The following is a 22,383-nucleotide window of genomic DNA, read 5'->3' on the forward strand; positions in this document are numbered from 1 at the left end:
ATCCATCAAGGTTATTAAATAATTACGACCGAGGCCGCGGACATCGCTTATTTTATCGAGCGGGTACAATATCGGCATGTTTAATCCCTCCTCCGACGACGTCCGCCGTTTCTTCTGCGAGACTTTCCGCAAGCAGCGGGCCAATGAAATCATGACCCCCATCGAGACGATGGCGGCCGACTGGGTGCGCAACCATCCGGAGTACCACGACGTGCTGGGCGACGTCGACGCGGCGCTGGCGCGCGACTACTCGGTCGAGGGGGCGCAAGCCAATCCCTTCCTGCATCTGTCGATGCATCTGTCGATCGACGAGCAGATCTCGATCGACCAGCCGCGCGGCATCCGCGACGCCGCCACCGCGCTGACCCTGAAGCTGGACGACGCCCACGCGGCGCACCACGAGATCATGGAATGCCTGGGCGAGATGATCTGGAACGCCCAGCGCAGCGGCACCCCGCCCGACGGCGAGGCCTACATCGAAGCGGTCAAGCGCCGCCTGTAAAATCCGGGGTCAGATCCGACATTTGGACACGGTCTCTGCCGTAGCGGCCGCTACGGCAGAGACCGTGTCCAAATGTCGGATCTGACCCCGGATTGAAAAAGCCACGCATTGCGTGGCTTTTTCATAGGCATCGAAGCGGATCAGCGGTGTACCGCCAGCGTGCCCGGCAGGCTGTGCAGGTAGGCCGCCAGGTCCTTGATGTCCTGGTTGCTCAGCGGCTTGACCTGGCCGGTCATGATCGCGTTGTTGCGGCCGTTGGCGCCGTCGCCCCGCTTGTAGGCGGTCAGCGCGTGCTCCAGGTAATCCTTGTGCTGGCCGGCCAGCTTCGGATAGCTCGGGTCGATCGGGGTGTTGAAATCCTTGCCGTGGCAGGCGAAGCAGCTGTACTTGTCGGCCAGCGCCTTGCCGGCGTCGATATTGCCGCCAGCGAAGGCGGAGCAGGAAACGGCGGAGCAGAACAGCGCGGTGATCAGTTTTTTCATCATGTCGGTCCTCATTTCGCGGCGGCGGTGGTGGCGGTCTGCTGCGAGTAGAACGCGGCAACATCGGCGATGTCCTGGTCCGACAGGCTGCTGGCGATACCCTTCATCGACGGATGCTTGCGGTCACCTTTTTGATACGCCTTCAACGCGCTTTCGATGTACTTGGCCGACTGGCCGCCTATCATCGGCACCTGGAACACTTCCGGGAAGGTGGCCTTGTAGCCGGGAATCCCGTGGCAACCGATACACATTTCAATCTTGGCTTTGGCGTTCTGGGCATTGCCCACTACGTCGGCCGCCGTGGCGATTTGAGCGATGCCTGCGAGCACGAGGAGTGCGGTGATTTTTTTCATGGTGTCTGCAAGTAAGTAATCGGGTACTACCGCGCGGATGCAAAACTTGACTTTTGCACTATCAGCCTGCGATTCTAACCCAAGTATTTTTTCTAAGCTACAGCGAATCATTGCCAGAACAACATACCAGGGACTGAGCACGCCCTCTATCGAACTCCCCTATACTGCGCAAATCCCCTTCTTTTTGAGACAGAACCGTATGCAAGCCACCCACCGCTTTGAAGGCTCCGACCAGTACGTCGCGACCGATGACCTGAAACTGGCCGTGAATGCGGCCCTGACGCTGCAACGCCCGTTGCTGATCAAGGGCGAGCCGGGCACCGGCAAGACCATGCTGGCCGAGGAAGTGGCCGCCGCGCTGAACATGCCGCTGATGCAATGGCACATTAAGTCCACCACCAAGGCGCAACAGGGATTGTACGAATACGACGCAGTGTCGCGTTTGCGCGACTCCCAGCTGGGCGACGAGCGCGTGCGCGACATCCACAACTACATCGTCAAGGGCGTGCTGTGGCAGGCATTTACCGCGCCGGAGCCGGTGGTGCTGCTGATCGACGAGATCGACAAGGCCGACATCGAGTTCCCCAACGACCTGCTGCGCGAGCTGGACCGGATGGAATTCTACGTCTACGAGACCCGCGAAATGGTGCAGGCCAAACACCGTCCGCTGGTCATCATCACCTCCAACAACGAAAAAGAGCTGCCGGACGCCTTCCTGCGCCGCTGCTTCTTCCACTATATTAAGTTCCCGGACCGCGACACGATGGAGCAGATCGTCGCCGTCCACTACCCGAACCTGAAGAAGGAGCTGCTGGCGCAGGCGCTGCAGACCTTCTACGAGGTGCGCGACGTGCCGGGCCTGAAGAAAAAGCCGTCGACGTCGGAGTTCCTCGACTGGCTCAAGCTGCTGATGGCCGAGGACATCCCGCCCGAGGCGCTGCGCAGCAAGGACGCCAAGGCCATCGTGCCGCCGCTGCACGGCGCGCTCTTGAAGAACGAGCAGGACGTGCACCTGTTCGAACGCCTGGTGTTCATGTCGAGGACCAACCGCTGATGAATCAGCTCGCCCGCCCCGCCGCCCCCATCGCCCCGGTCACGCTGGAACTGAACGGCGTGCGTCTCGAACCACTGGGCCCCCAGCACGCCGACGGCCTGCGCGCGGCCGCCAGCGACGGCGCGCTGTGGCAGCTGCGCGTCACCTCGGTGCCGGAACCGGAGCAGGTCGACGCCTATATCGCCACCGCGCTGGAGATGCGTCCCGCCCGGCTGGCGTTCGCCGTCATCGACCTCGCCGGCGGCGCCGTGGTCGGCACCACCAGCTATCATGACATCGTGCCGACCATCGCGCGCCTGGAGATCGGTTATACCTGGTATGCGAAGCGTTTTCAGCGCAGCCACGTCAACACCACCTGCAAGCTGCTGCTGATGACGCACGCGTTCGAAACCCTGGGCGCGGCGCTGGTCGGCCTGCGCACCGACAACTTCAATTTCGCCTCGCAGGCGGCCATCGAGCGGCTGGGCGCGAAGAAGGACGGCGTGCTGCGCCACCACGCGCTGCGCCGCGACGGCACCGTGCGCGACACCGTCATGTACAGCATCGCCGCCGGCGAATGGCCGGAAATCAAGGCGCAGTTGCGCTACAAGCTGGAACAGCACGGAGCCCGCTGACATGCTGATCGATTTCTTTTTCACTTTGAAAGACGCCAAGATTCCGGTGTCGATCAAGGAGTTCCTGACCCTGCTGGAGGCGATGGAAAAGAACGTCATCGGCGCCTCGATGGACGATTTCTACTACCTGTCGCGCCTGACGCTGGTCAAGGACGAGGCCCACTTCGACAAGTTCGACCGCGCCTTCGCCCAGTACTTCAAGGGCATCAACGCCGCCTTCGAGACCAACAGCGCCATCCCGCTGGACTGGCTGATCAAGCGCATGGAGCGTGAGCTGAGCGACGAGCAGAAGGCCCAGCTGGAGAAATTCGGCTACGACAAGCTGATGGACCGCCTCAACGAGCTGCTGAAGGAACAAAAGGAGCGCCACGAGGGCGGCAGCAAGTGGATAGGCACCGGCGGCACTTCGCCCTTCGGCAACGGCGGCACCAATCCCGAGGGCGTGCGCATCGGCGGCAAGGGCGGCAACCGCACGGCGGTCAAGGTGTGGGAGGCGCGCGCCTACAAGGACTACGACGGCGAGCGCGAACTGGGCACGCGCAACATCAAGGTGGCCCTGCGCCGGCTGCGCAAGTTCGCGCGCCAGGGCGCCGAGGAGGAATTCGCGCTGGACGCGACCATCCGCGCCACCGCCAGCAACGCCGGCTACCTGGACATCAAGATGCAGCCCGAGCGCAAGAACAACATCAAGGTGCTGATGCTGTTCGACGTGGGCGGCACCATGGACGACCATATCGAGCGCACCGAGGAACTGTTCTCGGCGTCGAAGACGGAGTTCAAGAACATGGAGTTCTTCTACTTCCACAACTGCGTGTACGACTACATGTGGAAGAACAACCGGCGCCGCAACTCGGAGCGCTTCCCGACCTGGGACATCCTGCGCAAGTACCCGCCCGACACCAAGCTGATTTTCGTCGGCGACGCGACGATGAGCCCCTACGAGGTGCTGCAGCCGGGCGGCTCGGTCGAGTACAACAACGAGGAGGCGGGCAGCGAATGGCTGGCGCGCTTCACCCACGCCTTCCCCAAGTTCGCCTGGCTCAATCCGGAGCCGGAAGGCGTGTGGCAGTACCGCCAGTCGATCTCCATCATCAAGCAGCTGATGAACAACCGCATGTTCCCGCTGACGATGGACGGCCTGGAACGGGCCATGCGCACGCTGAGCAAATAATTATTTGGCGGTTTCCGGACGCCAGTCGTACTCCATGTAGTTGGCGGCCATCTTCGCGCGGTCGGCGCCCAGCTCGCGCTGCACCAGGGGGCAGCGGGGTCAGGGCAGCGGGGTCAGTTCCGCAGCGGGGTCAGTTCCGGCAATCTGCCAGGCGTGGGGGCAGCGGGGTCAGTTCCGGCAATCTGCCAGGCGTGGCACACTGCCGGAACTGACCCTAATGCCGCTCTGGAACTGACCCTAATGCCGCGCTAATGCCGCGGGAACTGACCCCGTTGTTTCGCGGTTTTAAGGCAGCTGCAGGCGGTAGCCGACGGCGGTTTCGGTCAGCAGGTAGCGCGGCTGGGTCGGATCGGCTTCCAGCTTGTGGCGCAGGTGGCCCATGTAGATGCGCAGGTAGTGGCCGTTCTCGGACTGCGACGGCCCCCACACGGCGCGCAGCAGCTGCGGGTTGGTCATCACGCGGCCGGCGTTGCTGACCAGGACCGCCAGCAGGCGGTATTCGGTCGGCGTCAGGTGCACGTTCTCGCCGGCGCGCGTCACGCGGCGGTTCTTCAGGTCCACCGCGACGTCGCCGAACTGGATCAGGCCGGAATTGTCGGCGGCCGGCTGGCGCTGGCGCCGCAGGGTGGCGCGCACGCGGGCCAGCAGCTCGCCCACGCCGAACGGCTTGGTCAGGTAGTCGTCGGCGCCGGCGTCCAGCGCGCGGATCTTGTCGGCTTCGTTGACCCGCGCCGACAGCACGATCACCGGCACGCTCGACCACTTGCGCACGTCGGTGACGAAATCGATGCCGTCGCCGTCGGGCAGGCCCAGATCGAGCACGATCAGGTCGGGCTTGCGGGTGCCGGCGTCGATCAGGCCGCGCTGCAAGGTCGCCGCCTCGTGCACCTGCCAGCCCTCCTCCTCCAGCGCGCTGCGCACGAAGCGGCGGATCTGCGGTTCGTCCTCGACCAGCAGGGCGACAGGCGCGGTCGGCAAGGTGGCGGCGTCATTCATGGCGATGTTCCTGTTCCAGCTCCGGCATGGCCGGCGGTGTGCCCAGCGGCAGCGTGATGGCGAAGGCGGCGCCGCCCAGCGGCGATGGCGCCGCCGCAATGCGGCCTCCGTGCGCCTCGACGATGGCGCGGCAGATCGCCAACCCCAGCCCGACGCCCGGCTTGGCCGATTCGCGCTCGCCGCGGGTGAATTTTTCAAAGATCGCTTCTTCGCGCCCATGCGGCAGGCCCGGACCGTCATCATAGACCATGATGTTGATCCAGGCGCCGTGCAGCTCGGCGGAGATCTCGATGCGCGAGCCGGGCGGCGTGTATTTGGCGGCGTTTTCCAGCAGGTTGCACAGCACCCGCTCGATCAGCACCGCGTCGTAGCGCAGCAGCGGCAGCTCGGGCGGCAGCCGGGTGCGCACCTGATGGCCCTTCAGCAGCGAGCCGACGGCGCGCAATGCGCTGCCGACCACTTCTTCCAGCGGCTGCCATTGCAGGTTGAATTTGACCTCGCCGCTTTGGATGCGCGCCATGTCGAGCAGGTTGGACACCAGTGCGCTCATGCGCAGCGCCTCGTCGTGCAGCGCGGCGGCCATGTCCAGCTGCGACGGCGCCAGCGCCGGTTTGGAGCCGGCCAGCGATTCGGACAGCCCGACCAGCGACGTCAACGGCGTGCGCAGGTCGTGCGACAGCGCCGCCAGCAGCGAGTTGCGCAACCGCTCCGACTCCATGTTGACCAGCGCGTTCTGCGCCACCTCGATGTAGTGCACCCGCTCCAGCGCGATGGCGGCCAGCGCGGCGAAGGTGTCGAGCTGCTGCCGCTGCTCGGGGATCAGGATCCAGCGCCGGTGTTCTGGCTCGATCGCCAGCACGCCGCGGGTGCGCATCGGCGCCACCAGCGGCAGGTAGAAGATGCGGCTGGCCGGCAGCGTGTCGGTGCCCAGGCCCGCGCTTTCGGCGCGGTCGTAGGCCCATTGGGCGATGCCGGTGTCCAGCACCGACAAGTGGGCGCTGGTGGCGATGTCGGCCGCGTTCAGCGGCGGCAGCCGCAAACGGCCGGCGTCGTCCGGCACCAGCAAGGTGGCGCGGGCGCGGAAGGCGCGCTGGATGAAGCTTTGCGTGGTCTCGAAAATCTGCTCGGTCTGCAGGGCGCCCGACAGTTCGCGGGCAAACTCGTACAGCGCGCGCGAACGCTTTTCGCGGTGCGAGGCGACGCGCGCCTGGAAGCGCAGGTCGGCCGTCAGGTGGCCGGTGATCAGCCCCACCGCCAGCATGACCACGAAGGTGATCAGGTACTGGAAGTCCGACACCGCGAAGGTGAAGCGCGGCGGCACGAAGAAGAAGTCGAAGCAGGCCACGCTGACGCAGGTGGCCAGCACCGACGGGCCGCGCCCGAAGCGCACCGCCACCAGCACCACCACCAGCAGGAACAGCATGGCGATGTTGGCCAAGTCCAAGTAGGCCAGCAGCGGCGTGGCCAGCAAGGCGGTGGCGAAGCTGGCCGCGCCGGCGACGAGGTAGCCAGCGGCGCGACGGCGCACCAGCGCGGTATCCGGCTCGCCGTCCGGCGAACCGTCGGCGGTGCCGGATGCATCCCAGCCCCAGCCTGCGCCCGCCGCCGCGCGCGGCACACCCGCGCCGGCCTCGTTGCGCGGCTCGCCGATTTCGATCAGGTCGATGTCCGGCGCGTACGCGGCCAGGCGCTTGATGTGCGGCTTGCGCCAGGGCCAGGTCGGATGGCCGCGTCCCATGACGATCTTCGACAGGTTGTGGCTGCGCGCGTAATCGACCGCCGCCAGCGCGATGTCGTGGCCGGAAATGACGGCGGTGGCAGCGCCCAGGTCTTCGGCCAGCTTGAGCGTCTTGAGGATTTGTTCGCGCTGGGCGGCGGGCAGCCGCTGCAGCGACGGCGTTTCGATATAGATCGCGTGCCAGCCGGTGCCCAGCTGGCTGGCCAGCCGCGCCGTGCTGCGCACCGTGTGCTCGCCGCCCGGGCGCGGGCCGACGCAGGCCAGCAGCGCGGCGCCGGTCTTCCATATCTCGGCGATGGACTTCTCCACGCGGTAGGCGCGCACGTCGTCCTCGATGCGGTCGGCGGTGCGGCGCAGCGCCAGCTCGCGCAGCGCGATCAGGTTCCCCTTGCGGAAAAAATTCTTCGACGCGCGTTCGGCCTGCTGTTCCTGGTACACCTTGCCGCTCTTGAGCCGCGACAGCAGCTCGTCGGCCGGAATATCGACCAGCACCACCTCGTCGGCCTGGTCGAACACCGTGTCCGGCACGGTTTCGCCGACGCGGATGCCGGTGATGCCGCCGACCACGTCGTTCAGGCTTTCCAGGTGCTGCACGTTGACGGTGGTGAGCACGTCGATGCCGGCGTCGAGCAGCTCCTCGACGTCCTGCCAGCGCTTGGGGTGGCGCGAGCCGGGCGCGTTGGAATGGGCCAACTCGTCCATCAGGATCAGCGGCGGACGGCGCTCCAGCGCGCCGTCGAGGTCGAATTCGGCGATGCGCTTGCCGCGATAGTCGACCGCCTTCGGCGGCAGCACGTCCAGTCCGGCCAGCATGGCCGCCGTCTCGCTGCGGCCATGGGTTTCCACCACGCCGACCAGCACGGCCTGGCCGTCGGCCTGCAGCTTGCGGGCGGCGGCCAGCATGGCGTAGGTCTTGCCGACGCCGGCCGAGGCGCCGAAGTAGATGCGCAGCTTGCCGCGCGCCGCCTTGCGCTCCTGCGCCTGCACCTGCGCCAGCAGCGCATCGGGGTCGGGTCGCACACTATCGTTGGGGAACATGGCCATCCGTCGATTTTACTGCTTCGTTGCCGGTTTTGCCCGGTCCAGCGCGAGATTAAGCTCCAGCACGTTGACGCGCGGTTCGCCGAAGAAGCCGAAATACTGCTTCAGCCGGCTGCCGTCTATCATCGCCAGCACCTGTTCGGCGGGCATCCGGCGGGCGGCGGCGACGCGGCCGGCCTGGTAGCGGGCGGCGGCGACGCTGATCTCCGGATCGAGTCCGCTGCCCGACGCCGTCACCAGGTCGACCGGCACCGGCAGCGTGTTGCCCGGGTCGGCGGCCTTGAGCGCGTCGATGCGGCCCTTGACGGCGTCCAGTTGGGCCGCGTTGTTCGAGCCCAGGTTGGAGCCGCCGGAACCGGCGGCATTGTCGGGCATCGGCCCGGTGGCCGACGGCCGGCCCCAGAAGTACTTCGGCGACGAGAACGACTGGCCGATCAGCGTCGAACCGACCGCCTTGCCGTCGATCTCGACGATGCTGCCGGCGGCCTGCGCCGGGAACGCCACGGCGCCGATGCCGGTGACGGCCAATGGGTAGATCACGCCGCAGATCAGCGTCAATGCGCCGAAGACGACGACGGCGGGGCGAAGATGGGACGACAGGGATGATGACATGATGACTCCTTAAACCAGGTTGAACGCCGACAGCAGCAGGTCGATCGCCTTGATGCCGATGAACGGCAGGATGATGCCGCCGACGCCGTACAGCAGCAGGTTGCGGCGCAACAGCGCGACGGCGCCGATGGCGCGGTACTGCACGCCCTTGAGCGCCAGCGGGATCAGCACGACGATGATCAATGCGTTGAAGATCACCGCCGACATGATGGCCGACGACGGACTGGCCAGGTGCATGACGTCGAGCGCCTTCAGCTGCGGATAGGTGCCGACGAAGGCCGCCGGGATGATGGCGAAGTACTTGGCGATGTCGTTCGAGATCGAGAACGTCGTCAGCGAGCCGCGCGTCATCAGCATCTGCTTGCCGATTTCGACGATCTCCAGCAGCTTGGTCGGATTCGAATCCAGGTCGACCATGTTGCCGGCCTCCTTGGCGGCCTGGGTGCCGGAGTTCATCGCCACGGCGACGTCGGCCTGGGCCAGCGCCGGCGCGTCGTTGGTGCCGTCGCCGGTCATGGCCACCAGGCGGCCTTCGGACTGGTAGCTGCGGATCAGTTTGAGCTTGTCCTCCGGCGTCGCCTCGGCCAGGAAGTCGTCCACGCCCGCCTCGGCGGCGATGGCGGCGGCGGTCAGCTTGTTGTCGCCGGTGATCATCACGGTCTTGATGCCCATGCGGCGCAGCTCGGCGAAACGCTCCTTGATGCCGCCCTTGACGATGTCCTTGAGCTCGACCACGCCCATCACCCGGCCGGCATCGACCACCACCAGCGGCGTGCTGCCGCGGCGGGCGACATCGTCGACGGTGCGCGACACCTCGGCCGGATAGGGCTGGCCCAGCGACTCGACATACTGGCGCACGGTGTCGGCCGCGCCCTTGCGAACAGCGCGTACCGAACCCGATTCGCCGATGTCGACGCCGCTCATCCGGGTCTGCGCGGTGAACGGCACGAACACGGCGTGCAGCGACGCCATCTCGCGTTCGCGGATGTTGAACTTCTGCTTGGCCAGCACCACGATGCTGCGGCCTTCCGGCGTTTCGTCGGCCAGCGAGGCCAGTTGCGCCACGTCGGCCAGCTGCTGGTCGGTCACGCCCGGCGCGGGGAAGAAGGCCGAAGCCTGGCGGTTGCCCAGCGTGATGGTGCCGGTTTTATCGAGCAGCAGCACGTCGACGTCGCCGGCCGCTTCGACCGCGCGGCCGGAGGTGGCGATCACGTTGGCCTGCATCATGCGGCTCATGCCGGCCACGCCGATGGCCGACAGCAGGCCGCCGATGGTGGTCGGGATCAGGCATACCAGCAGCGCGATCAGCACGGTGATGGTGATCGGCGTTCCCGAGCCGGCGGCGGCCACCGAGAACAGAGAGAACGGCAGCAAGGTCACGGTGACGACCAGGAACACGATGGTCAGCGCCACCAGCAGGATGGTCAGCGCGATTTCGTTGGGGGTCTTCTGGCGCTTGGCGCCTTCGACCATCGAGATCATGCGGTCGAGGAAGGTCTCGCCCGGATTGGCGGTGACCTTGACCACCAGCCAGTCCGACAGCACGCGGGTGCCGCCGGTGACGCTGGAAAAGTCGCCGCCCGACTCGCGGATCACCGGCGCCGATTCGCCGGTGATAGCGCTTTCGTCGACCGAGGCCACGCCTTCGATCACTTCGCCGTCGATCGGAATCACGTCGCCCGCTTCGACCAGGATGTAGTGGCCCTTGCGCAGGTCGAGCGCGGGCTGCGGCAGCCAAGTGGTGCCGTGCTTCGGCGTGGCCAGTTTCTTGGCGACGACGCTCTGCTTCAGGCTACGCAGCGAGGCCGCCTGCGCCTTGCTGCGCCCCTCGGCCATCGCCTCGGCGAAGTTCGCGAACAGCACCGTGAACCACAGCCAGATGGAGGTGGCCAGGATGAAGCCGGGCCGCGCCTCACCCTGGCCGAACAGCGCCTGCACGTACAGCAGCGTGGTGATGATGCTGCCGACGTAGACCACGAACATCACGGGGCTGCGCAGCTGCGTTGCGGGACTGAGCTTGCGGAACGAGTCGGCGATGGCCGGCATCAGCAGCTCCGAGTCGAACAGCCGCAGCTTCTTCGCAGGCGGATTGACAGGTGAACTGGAAGGTGGATTGGTAAAGAGGGTCATCTCTTTTTGCGTTGTGTCTGACATGGCGATTCCTTATTTTGCAAACAGCTGCAGGTGTTCAACCACAGGGCCGAGCGCCAGCGCCGGCACGTAATTCAGCACGCCGACCAGGGCGACCACGCCGCACAGCAGGCCGATGAACATCGGACCGTGGGTCGGCATGGTGCCGGCGTTGGCCTCCAGCCGCTTCTTGCCGGCCAGCGAACCGGCGATGGCCAGGATCGGCACGATCATCGCGAAGCGGCCAAACCACATGGCGATCGCCAGCGCGATGTTATAGAACGGCGTGTTGGCGGACAGGCCGGCAAACGCGCTGCCGTTGTTGTTGGCGGCCGAGCTGAAGGCGTACAGGATCTCCGAGAAGCCATGCGCGCCCGGGTTGAGGATGCCGGCCTTGCCGGCGTCGCACATGACGGCGATGGCGGTGCCGGCCAGCACCAGCGTCGGCGTGACCAGGATGGCGATCGAGGTCATTTTCATTTCATAGGCCTGGATCTTCTTGCCCAGGTATTCAGGCGTGCGGCCTATCATCAGGCCGGCGATGAACACCGCCATGATGGCGAAGATCAGCATGCCGTACAGGCCTGAGCCGACGCCGCCGAAGATCACTTCGCCGAACTGGATCAGCAGCATCGGGATCATGCCGCCGACCGGCATGAAGGAATCGTGCATGGCGTTGACCGCGCCGCACGACGCGGCCGTGGTCACCGCCGCGAACAGGGCCGAGGCGCTGATGCCGAAGCGGGTTTCCTTGCCTTCCATATTGCCGCCCGATTGCAGCGCGCTCATGGTCTGGTCGACGTGCAGCGCCTGCAGCGCGGGATGCGCGGCCTGCTCGGCGCCCAGCACCACCACCGTGCAGGCGACGAACAGCACCGTCATCGCGCCCAGCACCGCCCAACCCTGGCGCTTGTCGCCGACCATGCGGCCGAAGGCGAAGCACAGGCCGGCCGGGATCACGAAGATCGCCAGCATCTGCATGAAGTTGGCCAGCGGCGTGGGATTTTCATAGGGATGGGCCGAGTTGGCGTTGAAGAAGCCGCCGCCGTTGGTGCCCAGCATCTTGATCGCTTCCTGCGAGGCGACCGGGCCCATGGCGATGCTTTGCGTGGTGGCGGTCAGCGTTTCCGTGACCGGCTCGCCCTTGGCGTCCTTCAGCGGCTGGCCGTCGGCGCCCACTTTGGGCTGGGTGTAGGTCACGGCATCGAGCAGACGCACGTCCTTGTAGGCCGAGAAGTTCTGGATCACGCCCTGCCCCATCAGGAACACGGCGAACACCAGCGACAGCGGCAGCAGCACGTACAAGGTGGAGCGGGTGACGTCTGCCCAGAAGTTACCGATGGACTTGGCCGAGCGCGACGAAAAGCCGCGGATCAGCGCATAGGCCACGGCGATGCCGGTGGCGGCCGAGAAGAAGTTCTGCCCCGCCAGCACCAGCATCTGGGTCAGGTAGCTCATGGTCTGTTCGCCGCTGTAGCCCTGCCAGTTGGTATTGCTGACAAAGCTGACGGCGGTGTTGAACGAGGAGTCGGCGCTGACGTTGGCCAGGCCCTGTGGATTCAGCGGCAGGAAGGCCTGCACGCGCTGCAGGGCGTACACGGCCAGCGCGCCGATGCCGTTAAACAGCAGCAGCGCGATGGCGTAGGCTTTCCAGCCCTGGCCTTCGACCGCGCCATCCTTGCCTGCCATCCCGGCCAGGCGGTACAGCAGCTTTTCGATCCGGCCCATCCAGCCCATGCCCGGAATGGCGCTGCCGTCGCCGACGCGGGTCAGCAGGATGCCCAGCGGCCAGGCCAGCGCCAGCAACGCGGCCAGGAACGCCACCAGCAGTAGTATCGATTGCATGGTCATCACAGTTCCTCCGCTTTCAACAGCGCCACGACCAGGTACACCAGCAGGCCGGCGGAGGCGATTGCGCCGATCAGATAGAAGATGCTCATGGCTGGCCTCCCAGCTTGTCGCAGCCGGCGGCAAACGCCACGGTTACGGCAAAGAACACCACCATTGCACCGATAAATACTATGTCCATCACACCCTCACAGGTCTTGTTTTGATAATGAGAAGGTTAGCGGGAAGGGTCTAAAGATTTTGTAAAGACTTGGAGAGCGGGTGTAAACAAACCGTAAAAATCGCGGGGAGGATATGTATGGGGTGTTCGCGCGGAGTCCCTGTTCTGAAGTCTTCTGCTATTTCTTCTGAACCCTTCTGGCGGAACCTATTTCCGGAACAGAACAATCAGTGTGCAGTTAGCAGCCCATACCCTGCTCGATCTGATCGAACAGGCCGGCAGGAATGGGGCATCGCAGGATCCATCGGCGATCGTATTAACCGCCGTGGAAAGAAGCCACGCTCCGCGGAACCCGGCCCGGGTTGGACGCTGCCTGAGCGTCGCAAGTACCGCTTCCGTCTGGAGGATGTCGCCTTCGATTGAAGACCGTTTTTAAAAGGTTTTGTTAACAATCACCTGCAGCGCGGTCTTGCCGAGGAACTTGCCGTTGGCCGGCGAAGCGTAGGCGGTCTTGCTGGCGTTGGTGCCGATGACGGCCAGCGCGCCGGTCACCACGCCGAAGTCCCTGGTCACGCCGATTTTCCAGTCGGTGTAGCTTGCCGCGTCGTTGCGCCTCACTTTCTGGTGGCCCGCATGCAGGTTGACGGTATAGCCCTCGCCCGCATCGATATTGGCGCCGATATCGAGATAGCCGCTGTTCTTGCTGTCGACGAAGCCGAACAGGTTGGTCACCGCGTGCGAATACTTGACGTAGGCCGGCCCGTAGCCCAGCTGGCCGTAGATTTCGGCGGTGTTGGCGTCGACGAAGCCGGACACCTTATCGAGGCCGTTCGACGGGTACACATAACCCAGAACGCCGACGTCATACGACACCGCCTCGCTCACCTGTCCACGCTGGCCGGCGTAGATATCCCATTCGACGTCGCCGCCACCGCCCGCGTCCTTGGTCCACTTGATGGTCGACAGCCAGGTGCCGGCATAGAAGCCGGTCGGGTTGTTGACGTAGTCGAAGCCACCCTGCAGCGCCGGCTGCAAGCGGGTTTGCGAAACGCCGCGATATCGGTAATCGCTGACGACGGCGGCGTTGAAGCTGGTCTCGTTGTCCGGCTTCGCCGCCGGCGCGGCATCCTGCGCGCGCACGCTGCCGCCAAAGACAGCGGCAAAAATTGAGGCGGAGAGTATTAACTTCTTCATGATGCGGTCTTTCTGCTAGTGGGTAAAAACTTCGTGATAGAGGGACTCCATGTCGCCGTTGGCGCCCGCGTGCAGCACGGTGTGGGCCAGCGTCGCCGACATCACATGCGCCACATAAGCGCGCACCGCCGCCAGTTCGGCCGCATCGGCGTCGCCGACGAGCACGAACAGCACCCGCAGCCCCGGATTGAACATGCGCGCCGCGTTCAGCCGCGCGATCAGCGCATACTGCCCCGCCAGATCGGCCTGCGACGGCGCCAGCGGCACCACCGCCAGCCGGGCGGCGATCAGCGCCGCCCGGTTATCGGCGGAGTCACGGCCCGCGGTGTCGATGACGATGTCGCAGCGGCGGCTGCGCAGCCGTTCCAGCTCGGCCACCAGCTCGCGCCCCGAAACGGTGCGCGCGGCGGTGTCGATCAGCGTCACGGTATGGCCGCTGCGGGCGCGCAGCCGGGCCAGATGGGCGGCCACTGCGGCCCTGGCGGCGTCGTTCTGGTTGGCGATGGCGATGATCATGCAAGCCCCTGTTTTGATCGTTGCGATACAAAACAGCTTATCGACGCCGCCGTAAAAACGGTCTAAAAAGGCGGGCCGTCGTTGTAAACATCGTGTATAAATTGGCCCGCGCCTTTTTTTTGGCCCTTTTCCGCCGCGATTACGCCCGGTTGAGGATAGAATACGCAAACGCCCGCATAAAACTGTACATAAACCCAGTATTAAACCTCAAGCTTGATCACGTATGGCCACTAAAAAACCAGTTTCCGACTACAGCGAATCATCCATCCGGGTCCTCAAGGGCCTGGAACCCGTCAAGCAACGCCCGGGGATGTACACCCGTACCGAGAACCCGCTGCACATCATCCAGGAAGTGATCGACAATGCCTCCGATGAGGCGCTGGGCGGGCATTGCAAAAACATCATCGTCACGCAGAACGCCGACGGCAGCATCACCGTCGAGGACGACGGCCGCGGCATCCCGGTCGGCCTGCATCCGGAAGAAGGCGTGCCGACGGTGGAAATCGTCTTCACCCGCCTGCACGCCGGCGGCAAGTTCGACAAGGGTTCGGGCGGCGCCTACGCGTTCTCCGGCGGTTTGCACGGCGTCGGCGTGTCGGTCACCAATGCGCTGTCCAAGCGCCTGGAGATCACCGTCTGGCGCAAGGAGCCCGACGGCACCGGCCTGCACAAGCTGGCCTTCGAGCACGGCGACGTGGTCGAGCCGCTGTCCTCCATCGTCGCTCCGCGCGACGGCAAGAAGTCCGGCACCCGCGTCACCGCCTGGCCGGACGCCAAATATTTCGACTCGCCGGCCATCTCGCAGACCGAGCTTCAGCGCCTGCTGCGCTCCAAGGCCGTGCTGCTGCCTGGCGTCACCGTCACGCTGGCCAACGCCAAGACCGGCGAATCGCAGACCTGGCAGTACAACGACGGCCTGCGCGGCTACCTGACCGAGGCGCTGGCGCAATCGACCGACGGCGAAACCCTGATCCCGCTGTTTGAAGGCGCGCAGTTCGCCGGGCCGGACGCCGAAGGCTTCGCCGAGGGCGAAGGCGCGGCGTGGGTGGTGGCATGGACCGAGCAAGGCGCCGTGGTGCGCGAATCCTACGTCAACCTGATCCCGACGCCGAACGGCGGCACCCACGAATCGGGCCTGCGCGACGGCTTGTACGGCGCCGTGAAGAACTTCGTCGAGATGCACTCGCTGCTGCCCAAGGGCGTCAAGCTGCTGCCGGAGGACGTGTTCGCGCGCGTCTCCTTCGTGCTGTCGGCCAAGGTGCTGGACCCGCAGTTCCAGGGCCAGATCAAGGAACGCCTCAACTCGCGCGACGCCGTGCGCCTGGTGTCGACCTACTCCAAGCCCGCGCTCGAGCTGTGGCTGAACCACCACGTCGACTACGGCAAGAAGCTGGCGGAGCTGGTCATCAAGCAGGCGCAATCGCGCCTGCGCTCGCTGCAAAAGGTCGAGAAGAGGAAATCGTCCGGCGTGGCCGTCCTGCCGGGCAAGCTGACCGACTGCGAATCGACCGACGTCACGCGCACCGAATTGTTCCTGGTCGAGGGCGACTCGGCGGGCGGTTCGGCCAAGATGGGCCGCGACAAGGAATTCCAGGCCATCCTGCCGCTGCGCGGCAAGGTGCTCAACTCGTGGGAGACCGACAAGGACCGCCTGTTCGCCAACAACGAGATCCACGACATCTCGGTGGCCATCGGCGTCGATCCGCACAACGCCGACACCATGCCGGATTTGAGCGGCCTCCGTTACGGCAAGATCTGCATCCTCTCCGATGCGGACGTCGACGGCTCGCACATCCAGGTGCTGCTGCTGACCCTCTTCTTCAAGCACTTCCCAGGGCTGATCGCCAACGGGAACATCTGCATCGCCCGTCCGCCGCTGTACCGCGTGGACGCGCCTGCGCGCGGCAAGAAGCCGATCCAGAAGCTGTACGCGCTCGACGCCGGCGAACTGGTGGCGATCGAGGACAAGCTGCGCAAGGACGGCCTGAAGGAAGGCGCCTGGTCCATCTCCCGCTTCAAGGGCCTGGGCGAGATGAACGCCGAACAGCTGTGGGAAACCACGATGAACCCGGACACGCGCCGCCTGCTGCCGGTGTCGCTGGGCGCCTACGCGCACGGCGAATCGGCCGCGCGCTTCAATATGTTGATGGGCAAAGGCGAAGCCGCCGCCCGCCGCGCCTGGATCGAAGAACACGGCAACGAAGCCGAAGCCGATATCTAATTACTGACCGACTATGACTCATCAAGCAAATCTCTTTGACGAACCGGCGCCGGAAACGGCAGCCGGCCAGCAGGCTATCGCTACGCCGCCCGCTCCGCCCGCACCACCGATGCCGCCGCAAGGCGGCGACGGCATGGGCGGCGACGGCGGCATGGGCGCCATGGGTGGTGGCGGTGGCGGCGGCGATGACGCCGGCGGCCCGGGCGCCCCGCTGGGCGACGGCGACGGCGGCGATGGCGGCGACACGCTGACCTTGTCCACCTTCGCCGAGCGCGCCTACCTCGACTACGCGATCTCGGTGGTCAAGGGCCGCGCGCTGCCGGACGTGTGCGACGGCCAGAAGCCGGTGCAGCGCCGCATCCTGTACGCGATGAACGAAATGGGCCTGAACGCCACCGCCAAGCCGCGCAAGTCGGCGACCGTGGTCGGCGACGTGCTGGGTAAATTGCACCCGCACGGCGACCAGTCGGTATACGACGCCATGGTGCGCATGGCGCAGGACTTCTCGCTGCGCTACCCGCTGGTCGACGGCCAGGGTAACTTCGGCTCGCGCGACGGCGACGGCGCCGCGGCGATGCGATACACCGAAGCCCGGCTGACGCCGATCGCCAAGGTGCTGCTCGACGAAATCAACCTCGGCACGGTCGAATTCCAGGCCAACTACGACGGCTCGACCGAAGAACCGTGCCTGCTGCCGGCGCGCCTGCCGATGGTGCTGCTGAACGGCGCCTCCGGCATCGCGGTCGGCCTGGCGACGGAAATCCCGTCGCACAACCTGGGCGAGGTGGCGCAGGCCGCCGTCGCCATGATCCGCAATCCGAAGATCTCGCACAGCGAATTGATGACGATGATACCCGGCCCGGACTTCCCGGGCGGCGGCCAGATCATCACTCCGGCCTCGCAGATCAGCGACATGTACGCCACCGGCCGTGGCAGCATGAAGGTGCGTGCGCGCTGGAAGATCGAAGAACTGGCGCGCGGCCAGTGGCAGGCGGTGGTCAACGAACTGCCGCCGGGCACCTCGTCGCAGAAGGTGCTGGAAGAGATCGAGGAGCTGACCAACCCGAAGATCAAGATGGGCAAGAAGGCGCTGTCGCCGGAACAGCTGGCGCTCAAATCGCTGATCCTCAATTCGCTGGATACGATACGCGACGAATCGGGCCGCGCGGCGCCGGTGCGTCTGGTGTTCGAACCGAAGTCGAAGAACCAGGACCAGACCGAATTCATGCTGCTGCTGTTGGCGCATACCTCGCTCGAATCGTCGGCCTCGATCAACCTGGTGATGATCGGCGGCGATGGCCGCCCGCGCCAGAAGGGCCTGACCGACATCCTGCAGGAGTGGATCGAATTCCGCTTCATCACCGTCACCCGCCGCACGCAGTTCAAGCTGGGCAAGGTCGACGCGCGCATCCACATCCTGGAAGGCCGCGAGACCATCCTGCTGAACATCGATGAAGTCATCCACATCATCCGCAACTCGGACGAACCGAAAGCGGCGCTGATGGAGCGCTTCCGCCTGTCGGAGATCCAGGCCGAAGACATCCTGGAAATCCGCCTGCGCCAACTGGCGCGCCTGGAAGCGATCAAGATCCAGCAGGAACTGGCCGAGCTGCGCAAGGAAAAAGGACTGCTGCAGGACCTGCTGGACAACCCGTCGTCCATGAAGCGCGCCATCATCAAGGAAATCGACGCCGACGCCAAGCTGTATGGCGACGCCCGCCGCACCGTGATCGAGGAAGCGCAGAAAGCCGTGGTCGAGCAGAAGGTGGTGGACGAACCGGTCACCGTCATCATTTCGGAAAAAGGCTGGATACGCGCCCGTACCGGCATCGGCCACGACGCCACGCAGTTCACCTTCAAGGCCGGCGACGCGATCTACGGCGCCTTCGAATGCCGCACGGTGGACAACCTGCTGGCCTTCGGCAGCAACGGCAAGGTGTATTCGGTGCCGGTTGCGGCGCTGCCCAACGCGCGCGGCGACGGCGTGCCGGTCACCACGCTGATCGACCTGGCGCCGGGCGCCCGCATCCTGCACTACTTCGCAGGCAGCGGCGCCACGCAGCTGATGCTGGCCACCAGCGCGGGCTTCGGCTTCGTCGCCAAGGCCGGCGACATGGTCAGCCGCATCAAGGGCGGCAAGGCCTTCATCACGATGGAGGACGGCGACGTCCCGCTGCCGCCGGCGGTAATCGGCGAAGGCGCCAGCGCGGTGGCTGTGTTGTCGGCCAACGCACGGGTGCTGGTGTTCGGCATGGATGAGATGAAGGTGCTGACCAACGGTGGCCGCGGCGTGATCCTGATGGAGCTGGACGACAAGGAAACGCTGATCGCGGCCAAGCCTATCAGCCAGAAGGGCGTGATCGTCTCGGGCATAGGCCGTGGCGCCAAGCCGCAGGAAGAGCGTCTGTCGGCATCGGCGCTGGCGGTCCACTTCGGCAAGCGCGCCCGCAAGGGCAAGGCGCTGGCGACCAAGATCAAGCCAACCTCGCTGACGCCTATCGTCTAAAAAAACCCGGGGTCAGGTCCGGCAATCGGACACGAGCTCTACCGTAGCGAACGCTACGGTAGAGCTCGTGTCCGATTGCCGGACCTGACCCCGGGTTTATCCCGCTGCTAGTTAGTTCTTGGCAGCGGCAGCTTTGACGTCGGCAGCGCCTTTGGCTTTGACGGCGTCGGTCTTGTTGGCGGCGATCGCTTTGTCGGCGGTGGCGTCAACGGTTTCCTTGATCGCTTTGGCGTCGGCTTTCACTGCCTTTTTCTCGGCTTTTTCTTCAGCCTTGGCGACCGATTTTTCACCCTTGGCGGCGACCTTGGCTTTGTCTTCCGGATCGGCCTTGGCTACTTTTTCGTTGGCTTTGGCTTTTTCCACTTCAACGTGGGCGGCGGCGGTGTCGTGGGTCTTGTCGGCTTTGGCGATGGCTTTATGAGCCTTCTTGTCGGCCTTGGCGTCCACCTTCATTTCCTTCTGCTCGGCCTTGGCCACGTCCTTGTTCACGTCATTTTCAGCTTTGACGACAGCAGGGGTTTGTGCGAAGGCGGCGGTGGCGAACAGACCGGCGATCAGGGTAGCGATAATTTTGTTCATGGTATTTCCTCTCGATGTTGATTTGGATACGTTCTTATCATATGAAAGCGGGGCTTTCGATGTCACGTATTCAGAATATGCCGACGAGATAAAGCACTCTGTACGCTACCGTACCTAACTTGATTTTACCGCCGAGTCCCGGGGCGCGAGTACAGGTCGATGATGGTGCCGATCGCGTCGGCGCAGACGGAGCAGAACTTCTCGCTGCGGTCGAACATGATGCACTGCATCTGCGGGCGGTAGTAGCCCTTGGCCTCGTAGTTAGCCCCCTCGAACGCGCCCACCGTGTGGAAGTGCGGGTCTTTCGAGAACAGCGCATTGGTCGACTCCAGGTCCTTGCGGAACAAGGCGCTCATTTCCGACTCCGGCCGGTTGGCCGCCCGCAGCGCGGCGCGCTCCTTCTGGTAGGCGCGCGACGCCGTTTCATAGGCCTCCTTCGGCCACGGCGTCGGCAGCGGCGTGCCGGCTTTGACGAACTTCTTCCACTTCACATTGGCCGGATCGCGCAGCGCGGTCGCATTCGGCTCCCACGGCTCCTGGCGCGCGCCGGTCGACTGGTAGGCCACGGGCGAGGTGTAGTACTCGTCGGCCAGGCCGGCGAAGTGGTGGCCGAATTCATGCACGAACAGGTAGTTGGCCCAGTCGTTGTTGGCCGCCGCTGTGCTGAACTGGCCGAAGATGCCGCCACCGCCATAGGTCTCGTTGTTCACCAATATCTCGATGAATTCGTACGGCGCGTACTGCGCCAGCTCGCGCAGGGCGCGGTTGTCGGTGGTCAGCACATAGCGCTCGCTGCCGAAAATGTCGTAGCGCGCGCCCAGCGGCGACGCGTGATGCACGCCGGTCGACGGCCGCGACACGCCCGATTCCTCGGTCGGCAGCGCCAGCGCCCAGACGTTGAAGTCCTTCGCGCGTTCCTTGAACGGCGAGGTTTCAAACAGGTGGTCGGCCAGTTTGCGCGCGGTCGCTTCAAACTTCGCCATCTCCGCCTTGGTGTAGCCGTCGCCCAGGATCAGCAGGTCGACCTTGTCCGGCGATGGACCGTTGACGCGGATGCCGATCGGTTTGGCCAAATCAGGTGGAGGCGTCTGCCTGCGCACCACGTCCATCGCATCGGTGTCGATGTCGGCGGTCCAGACCACGGAGAACGCGTTGCGGTCGTCCCGCTTCAGGATGCGCACGCGCACCGGCCGGTCCGGTTTCGGAAAGCGCACCGACTCCTGGAAGCCGCGATTGGCGTGATTGGCCTCCTCGGTGCTGCGCCATTCGGCGAAGATGGTCGAGAAGCCGCGCGAGTACAGCAAATCGCCGGTCTTGGCGTCGACCACCTCCACCATGTTGTTGCCGCGATTGGTGTCGTCGATGGTGCGGCTCATGTCGCCCGGCCACGGCAACGGCTCGATCACCACGCGCTCCATCGCATACTGCTCGTTGAGCGCATTGCCGCTGTGAAGATAGTCGAGGCGGACCGTGGCCGGCTGCGCGGCAGCGGCCAATGCGGGCACAGTGACGGCCAGCGCCAGCACGTAAGAGATAAAGCGGTTCATGGGACTCCCGGCGGTCAGTGAAAAGTGACCGCCATTGTAATCCCGCGCCTGGCCAAAATGCGCTTCTATGTCCGCCATTTTCCGTTGCGGACCAACTCGGCCACGGCGTCGGCGAACACTTTCGGCGCCTCCTGCGACAGATTGTGGCCTGCTCCGGGAACGCGCCGATGGCTGCGCGGACCGCTGAATTTTGCCGCCGACGCGCTGCCGTCGGTGGCGCGGATCACGCCGTCATCAAGGCCGTCGAGCGTGATCGCCGGTACCGGAATCACCGGCCCGGTGGCCAGCTTCGCTTCCTGCTTTTCATAGTCCGGATAGCCGGGCGCCGCGCCCAGCCGGTGACGGTACGAATGCAGCACCACGTCGACGTAGTCCGGATTGTCGAACGCCTTGGCCGATCGTTCGAAGGTCGGGCCGTCGAAGCGCCAGCTCGGCGAATTGTTCTCCCACAGGATGCGGGCGACGTCGTTGCGGTTGGCCGTCAGTCCTGCGCGACCGCGTTCGGTCAGGAAGTAGAACTGGTACCAGAAGCCCGCCTCCACCTTGGCCGACGCCGGCAAGCTGGCCTTGGCGATGTCCTGTATCAGATAGCTGTTGACCGACACCAGCCCGACCACGCGCGTGGGCCGCAGCGCCGCCGCCACGCAGGCGGCGCGGCCGCCCCAGTCGTAGCCGGCCAGCACCGCCTCCGGTATGTGCAGCGCGTCCATCAGGTCGATGACGTCCTGGCCGATGGCCGCCTGCTGGCCCGAGCGCGGCGTGGCGTCGTCGAGGAAGCGCGTGGTGCCGTGGCCGCGCAGGTGCGGCACGATCACGCGGTAGCCTTGCGCTGCCAGCATCGGCGCCACTTCGACGTAGCTGTGGATGTCGTACGGATAGCCGTGCAGCAGTATCACCGGCCGGCCGTTCTCGGGCCCGGTTTCGTGATAGCCGACGTCCAGCACGCCGGCCTCCACCTGGCGCACAGCCATCACCGGCAGCGGGCCGGTATTCGGTTTGACGGGTGGTGGCAGGTCCTTGCCCTGCGCGGCGGAGGCCACGCCGCCCAGCGACAACCCGGCGGCGCCGGCGGCGGCCGACAGCAAAAAGCCGCGGCGGTTCAGTACAGAGTCAGACATG

The 22,383-nt window shown here is 65.2% G+C and carries 19 protein-coding genes; 6 read left to right on the forward strand and 13 right to left on the reverse strand.

Annotated features, from left to right (window positions below; genetic code table 11):
• Positions 1 to 76 precede the first annotated feature (76 nt).
• Entirely contained in the window at positions 77 to 502 is a 426-nt protein-coding gene (locus ABWW33_RS09020) for a DUF1841 family protein (RefSeq protein ID WP_176652446.1), read from the forward strand.
• Between the two features lie 140 nt (positions 503 to 642).
• Here ABWW33_RS09020 and ABWW33_RS09025 read toward each other — a convergent pair whose 3' ends face one another.
• Both ABWW33_RS09025 and ABWW33_RS09030 read right to left on the reverse strand, forming a co-directional pair.
• Positions 643 to 984: a c-type cytochrome gene (locus ABWW33_RS09025; RefSeq protein WP_176652864.1), complete on the reverse strand. Its 342-nt coding sequence runs from the start codon at positions 982 to 984 to the stop codon at positions 643 to 645.
• A gap of 11 nt (positions 985 to 995) precedes the next feature.
• The gene (locus ABWW33_RS09030; RefSeq protein WP_176652445.1) at positions 996 to 1,337 is read right to left on the reverse strand and encodes a c-type cytochrome; all 342 of its coding nucleotides are present in this window, start codon (positions 1,335 to 1,337) and stop codon (positions 996 to 998) included.
• 199 nt (positions 1,338 to 1,536) lie between these two features.
• Between ABWW33_RS09030 and ABWW33_RS09035 the strand changes: the two genes are divergently transcribed.
• The 3 genes from ABWW33_RS09035 to ABWW33_RS09045 are packed head-to-tail and all read left to right on the forward strand — an operon-like array spanning position 1,537 to position 4,176.
• Positions 1,537 to 2,391 (forward strand): AAA family ATPase, encoded by an 855-nt coding sequence (locus ABWW33_RS09035; protein ID WP_176652444.1) that lies wholly within the window; start codon positions 1,537 to 1,539, stop codon positions 2,389 to 2,391.
• Entirely contained in the window at positions 2,391 to 3,005 is a 615-nt protein-coding gene (locus tag ABWW33_RS09040) for a GNAT family N-acetyltransferase (RefSeq protein WP_176652443.1), read from the forward strand. The genes ABWW33_RS09035 and ABWW33_RS09040 overlap by 1 nt, the downstream gene beginning before the upstream one ends.
• Position 3,006: 1 nt before the next feature.
• Positions 3,007 to 4,176, forward strand: a complete 1,170-nt coding sequence (locus ABWW33_RS09045; protein ID WP_353400952.1) for a vWA domain-containing protein — start codon at positions 3,007 to 3,009, stop codon at positions 4,174 to 4,176.
• A gap of 285 nt (positions 4,177 to 4,461) precedes the next feature.
• Here the strand turns inward: ABWW33_RS09045 and kdpE are convergent, their stop codons facing one another.
• The 8 genes from kdpE to ABWW33_RS09090 form a co-directional block, all read right to left on the reverse strand.
• Positions 4,462 to 5,172: a two-component system response regulator KdpE gene (gene kdpE / locus ABWW33_RS09050; RefSeq protein ID WP_353400954.1), complete on the reverse strand. Its 711-nt coding sequence runs from the start codon at positions 5,170 to 5,172 to the stop codon at positions 4,462 to 4,464.
• Complete coding sequence (gene kdpD / locus ABWW33_RS09055; RefSeq protein WP_353400956.1) at positions 5,165 to 7,948, reverse strand: two-component system sensor histidine kinase KdpD; 2,784 nt, start codon at positions 7,946 to 7,948, stop codon at positions 5,165 to 5,167. Before kdpD ends, kdpE begins: the two co-directional genes overlap by 8 nt.
• 15 nt (positions 7,949 to 7,963) lie before the next feature.
• Positions 7,964 to 8,551: a potassium-transporting ATPase subunit KdpC gene (gene kdpC / locus ABWW33_RS09060; protein WP_353401418.1), complete on the reverse strand. Its 588-nt coding sequence runs from the start codon at positions 8,549 to 8,551 to the stop codon at positions 7,964 to 7,966.
• 21 nt (positions 8,552 to 8,572) lie between these two features.
• Entirely contained in the window at positions 8,573 to 10,693 is a 2,121-nt protein-coding gene (gene kdpB, locus ABWW33_RS09065) for a potassium-transporting ATPase subunit KdpB (protein WP_353401420.1), read from the reverse strand.
• A 33-nt stretch (positions 10,694 to 10,726) separates the two neighbouring features.
• Positions 10,727 to 12,544: a potassium-transporting ATPase subunit KdpA gene (gene kdpA, locus ABWW33_RS09070; RefSeq protein WP_353400958.1), complete on the reverse strand. Its 1,818-nt coding sequence runs from the start codon at positions 12,542 to 12,544 to the stop codon at positions 10,727 to 10,729.
• A complete protein-coding gene (locus ABWW33_RS09075; RefSeq protein ID WP_176652437.1) occupies positions 12,544 to 12,633 on the reverse strand; it encodes a potassium-transporting ATPase subunit F in 90 nt (29 codons plus the stop codon). Before ABWW33_RS09075 ends, kdpA begins: the two co-directional genes overlap by 1 nt.
• A gap of 500 nt (positions 12,634 to 13,133) precedes the next feature.
• Positions 13,134 to 13,895, reverse strand: coding sequence for a TorF family putative porin (locus tag ABWW33_RS09085; protein WP_353400961.1), 762 nt, complete (start codon positions 13,893 to 13,895; stop codon positions 13,134 to 13,136).
• A 15-nt stretch (positions 13,896 to 13,910) separates the two neighbouring features.
• On the reverse strand, positions 13,911 to 14,411 hold the full coding sequence (locus tag ABWW33_RS09090) for a P-loop NTPase family protein (RefSeq protein WP_176652435.1): 501 nt from the start codon (positions 14,409 to 14,411) through the stop codon (positions 13,911 to 13,913).
• Positions 14,412 to 14,634: 223 nt separating this feature from the next.
• Between ABWW33_RS09090 and ABWW33_RS09095 the strand changes: the two genes are divergently transcribed.
• Both ABWW33_RS09095 and parC read left to right on the forward strand, forming a co-directional pair.
• The gene (locus ABWW33_RS09095; protein WP_353400963.1) at positions 14,635 to 16,632 is read left to right on the forward strand and encodes a DNA topoisomerase IV subunit B; all 1,998 of its coding nucleotides are present in this window, start codon (positions 14,635 to 14,637) and stop codon (positions 16,630 to 16,632) included.
• 13 nt (positions 16,633 to 16,645) lie between these two features.
• Positions 16,646 to 19,138 carry a DNA topoisomerase IV subunit A gene (gene parC / locus ABWW33_RS09100; protein ID WP_444550986.1) on the forward strand — a complete coding sequence of 831 codons (2,493 nt, stop codon included), beginning with the start codon at positions 16,646 to 16,648 and terminating at the stop codon, positions 19,136 to 19,138.
• 111 nt (positions 19,139 to 19,249) lie between these two features.
• Here the strand turns inward: parC and ABWW33_RS09105 are convergent, their stop codons facing one another.
• The 3 genes from ABWW33_RS09105 to ABWW33_RS09115 all read right to left on the reverse strand — a co-directional run bounded on the left by ABWW33_RS09105 (position 19,250) and on the right by ABWW33_RS09115 (position 22,382).
• The gene (locus ABWW33_RS09105; protein ID WP_353400964.1) at positions 19,250 to 19,717 is read right to left on the reverse strand and encodes a hypothetical protein; all 468 of its coding nucleotides are present in this window, start codon (positions 19,715 to 19,717) and stop codon (positions 19,250 to 19,252) included.
• A gap of 125 nt (positions 19,718 to 19,842) precedes the next feature.
• Complete coding sequence (locus ABWW33_RS09110; RefSeq protein WP_353400965.1) at positions 19,843 to 21,264, reverse strand: IgA Peptidase M64; 1,422 nt, start codon at positions 21,262 to 21,264, stop codon at positions 19,843 to 19,845.
• Between the two features lie 65 nt (positions 21,265 to 21,329).
• The gene (locus tag ABWW33_RS09115) at positions 21,330 to 22,382 is read right to left on the reverse strand and encodes an alpha/beta fold hydrolase (protein ID WP_353400967.1); all 1,053 of its coding nucleotides are present in this window, start codon (positions 22,380 to 22,382) and stop codon (positions 21,330 to 21,332) included.
• Position 22,383 lies beyond the last annotated feature (1 nt).

Origin of the sequence: Duganella hordei, from assembly GCF_040369125.1 — a bacterium.
Classification (GTDB): domain Bacteria; phylum Pseudomonadota; class Gammaproteobacteria; order Burkholderiales; family Burkholderiaceae_D; genus Rugamonas; species Rugamonas hordei.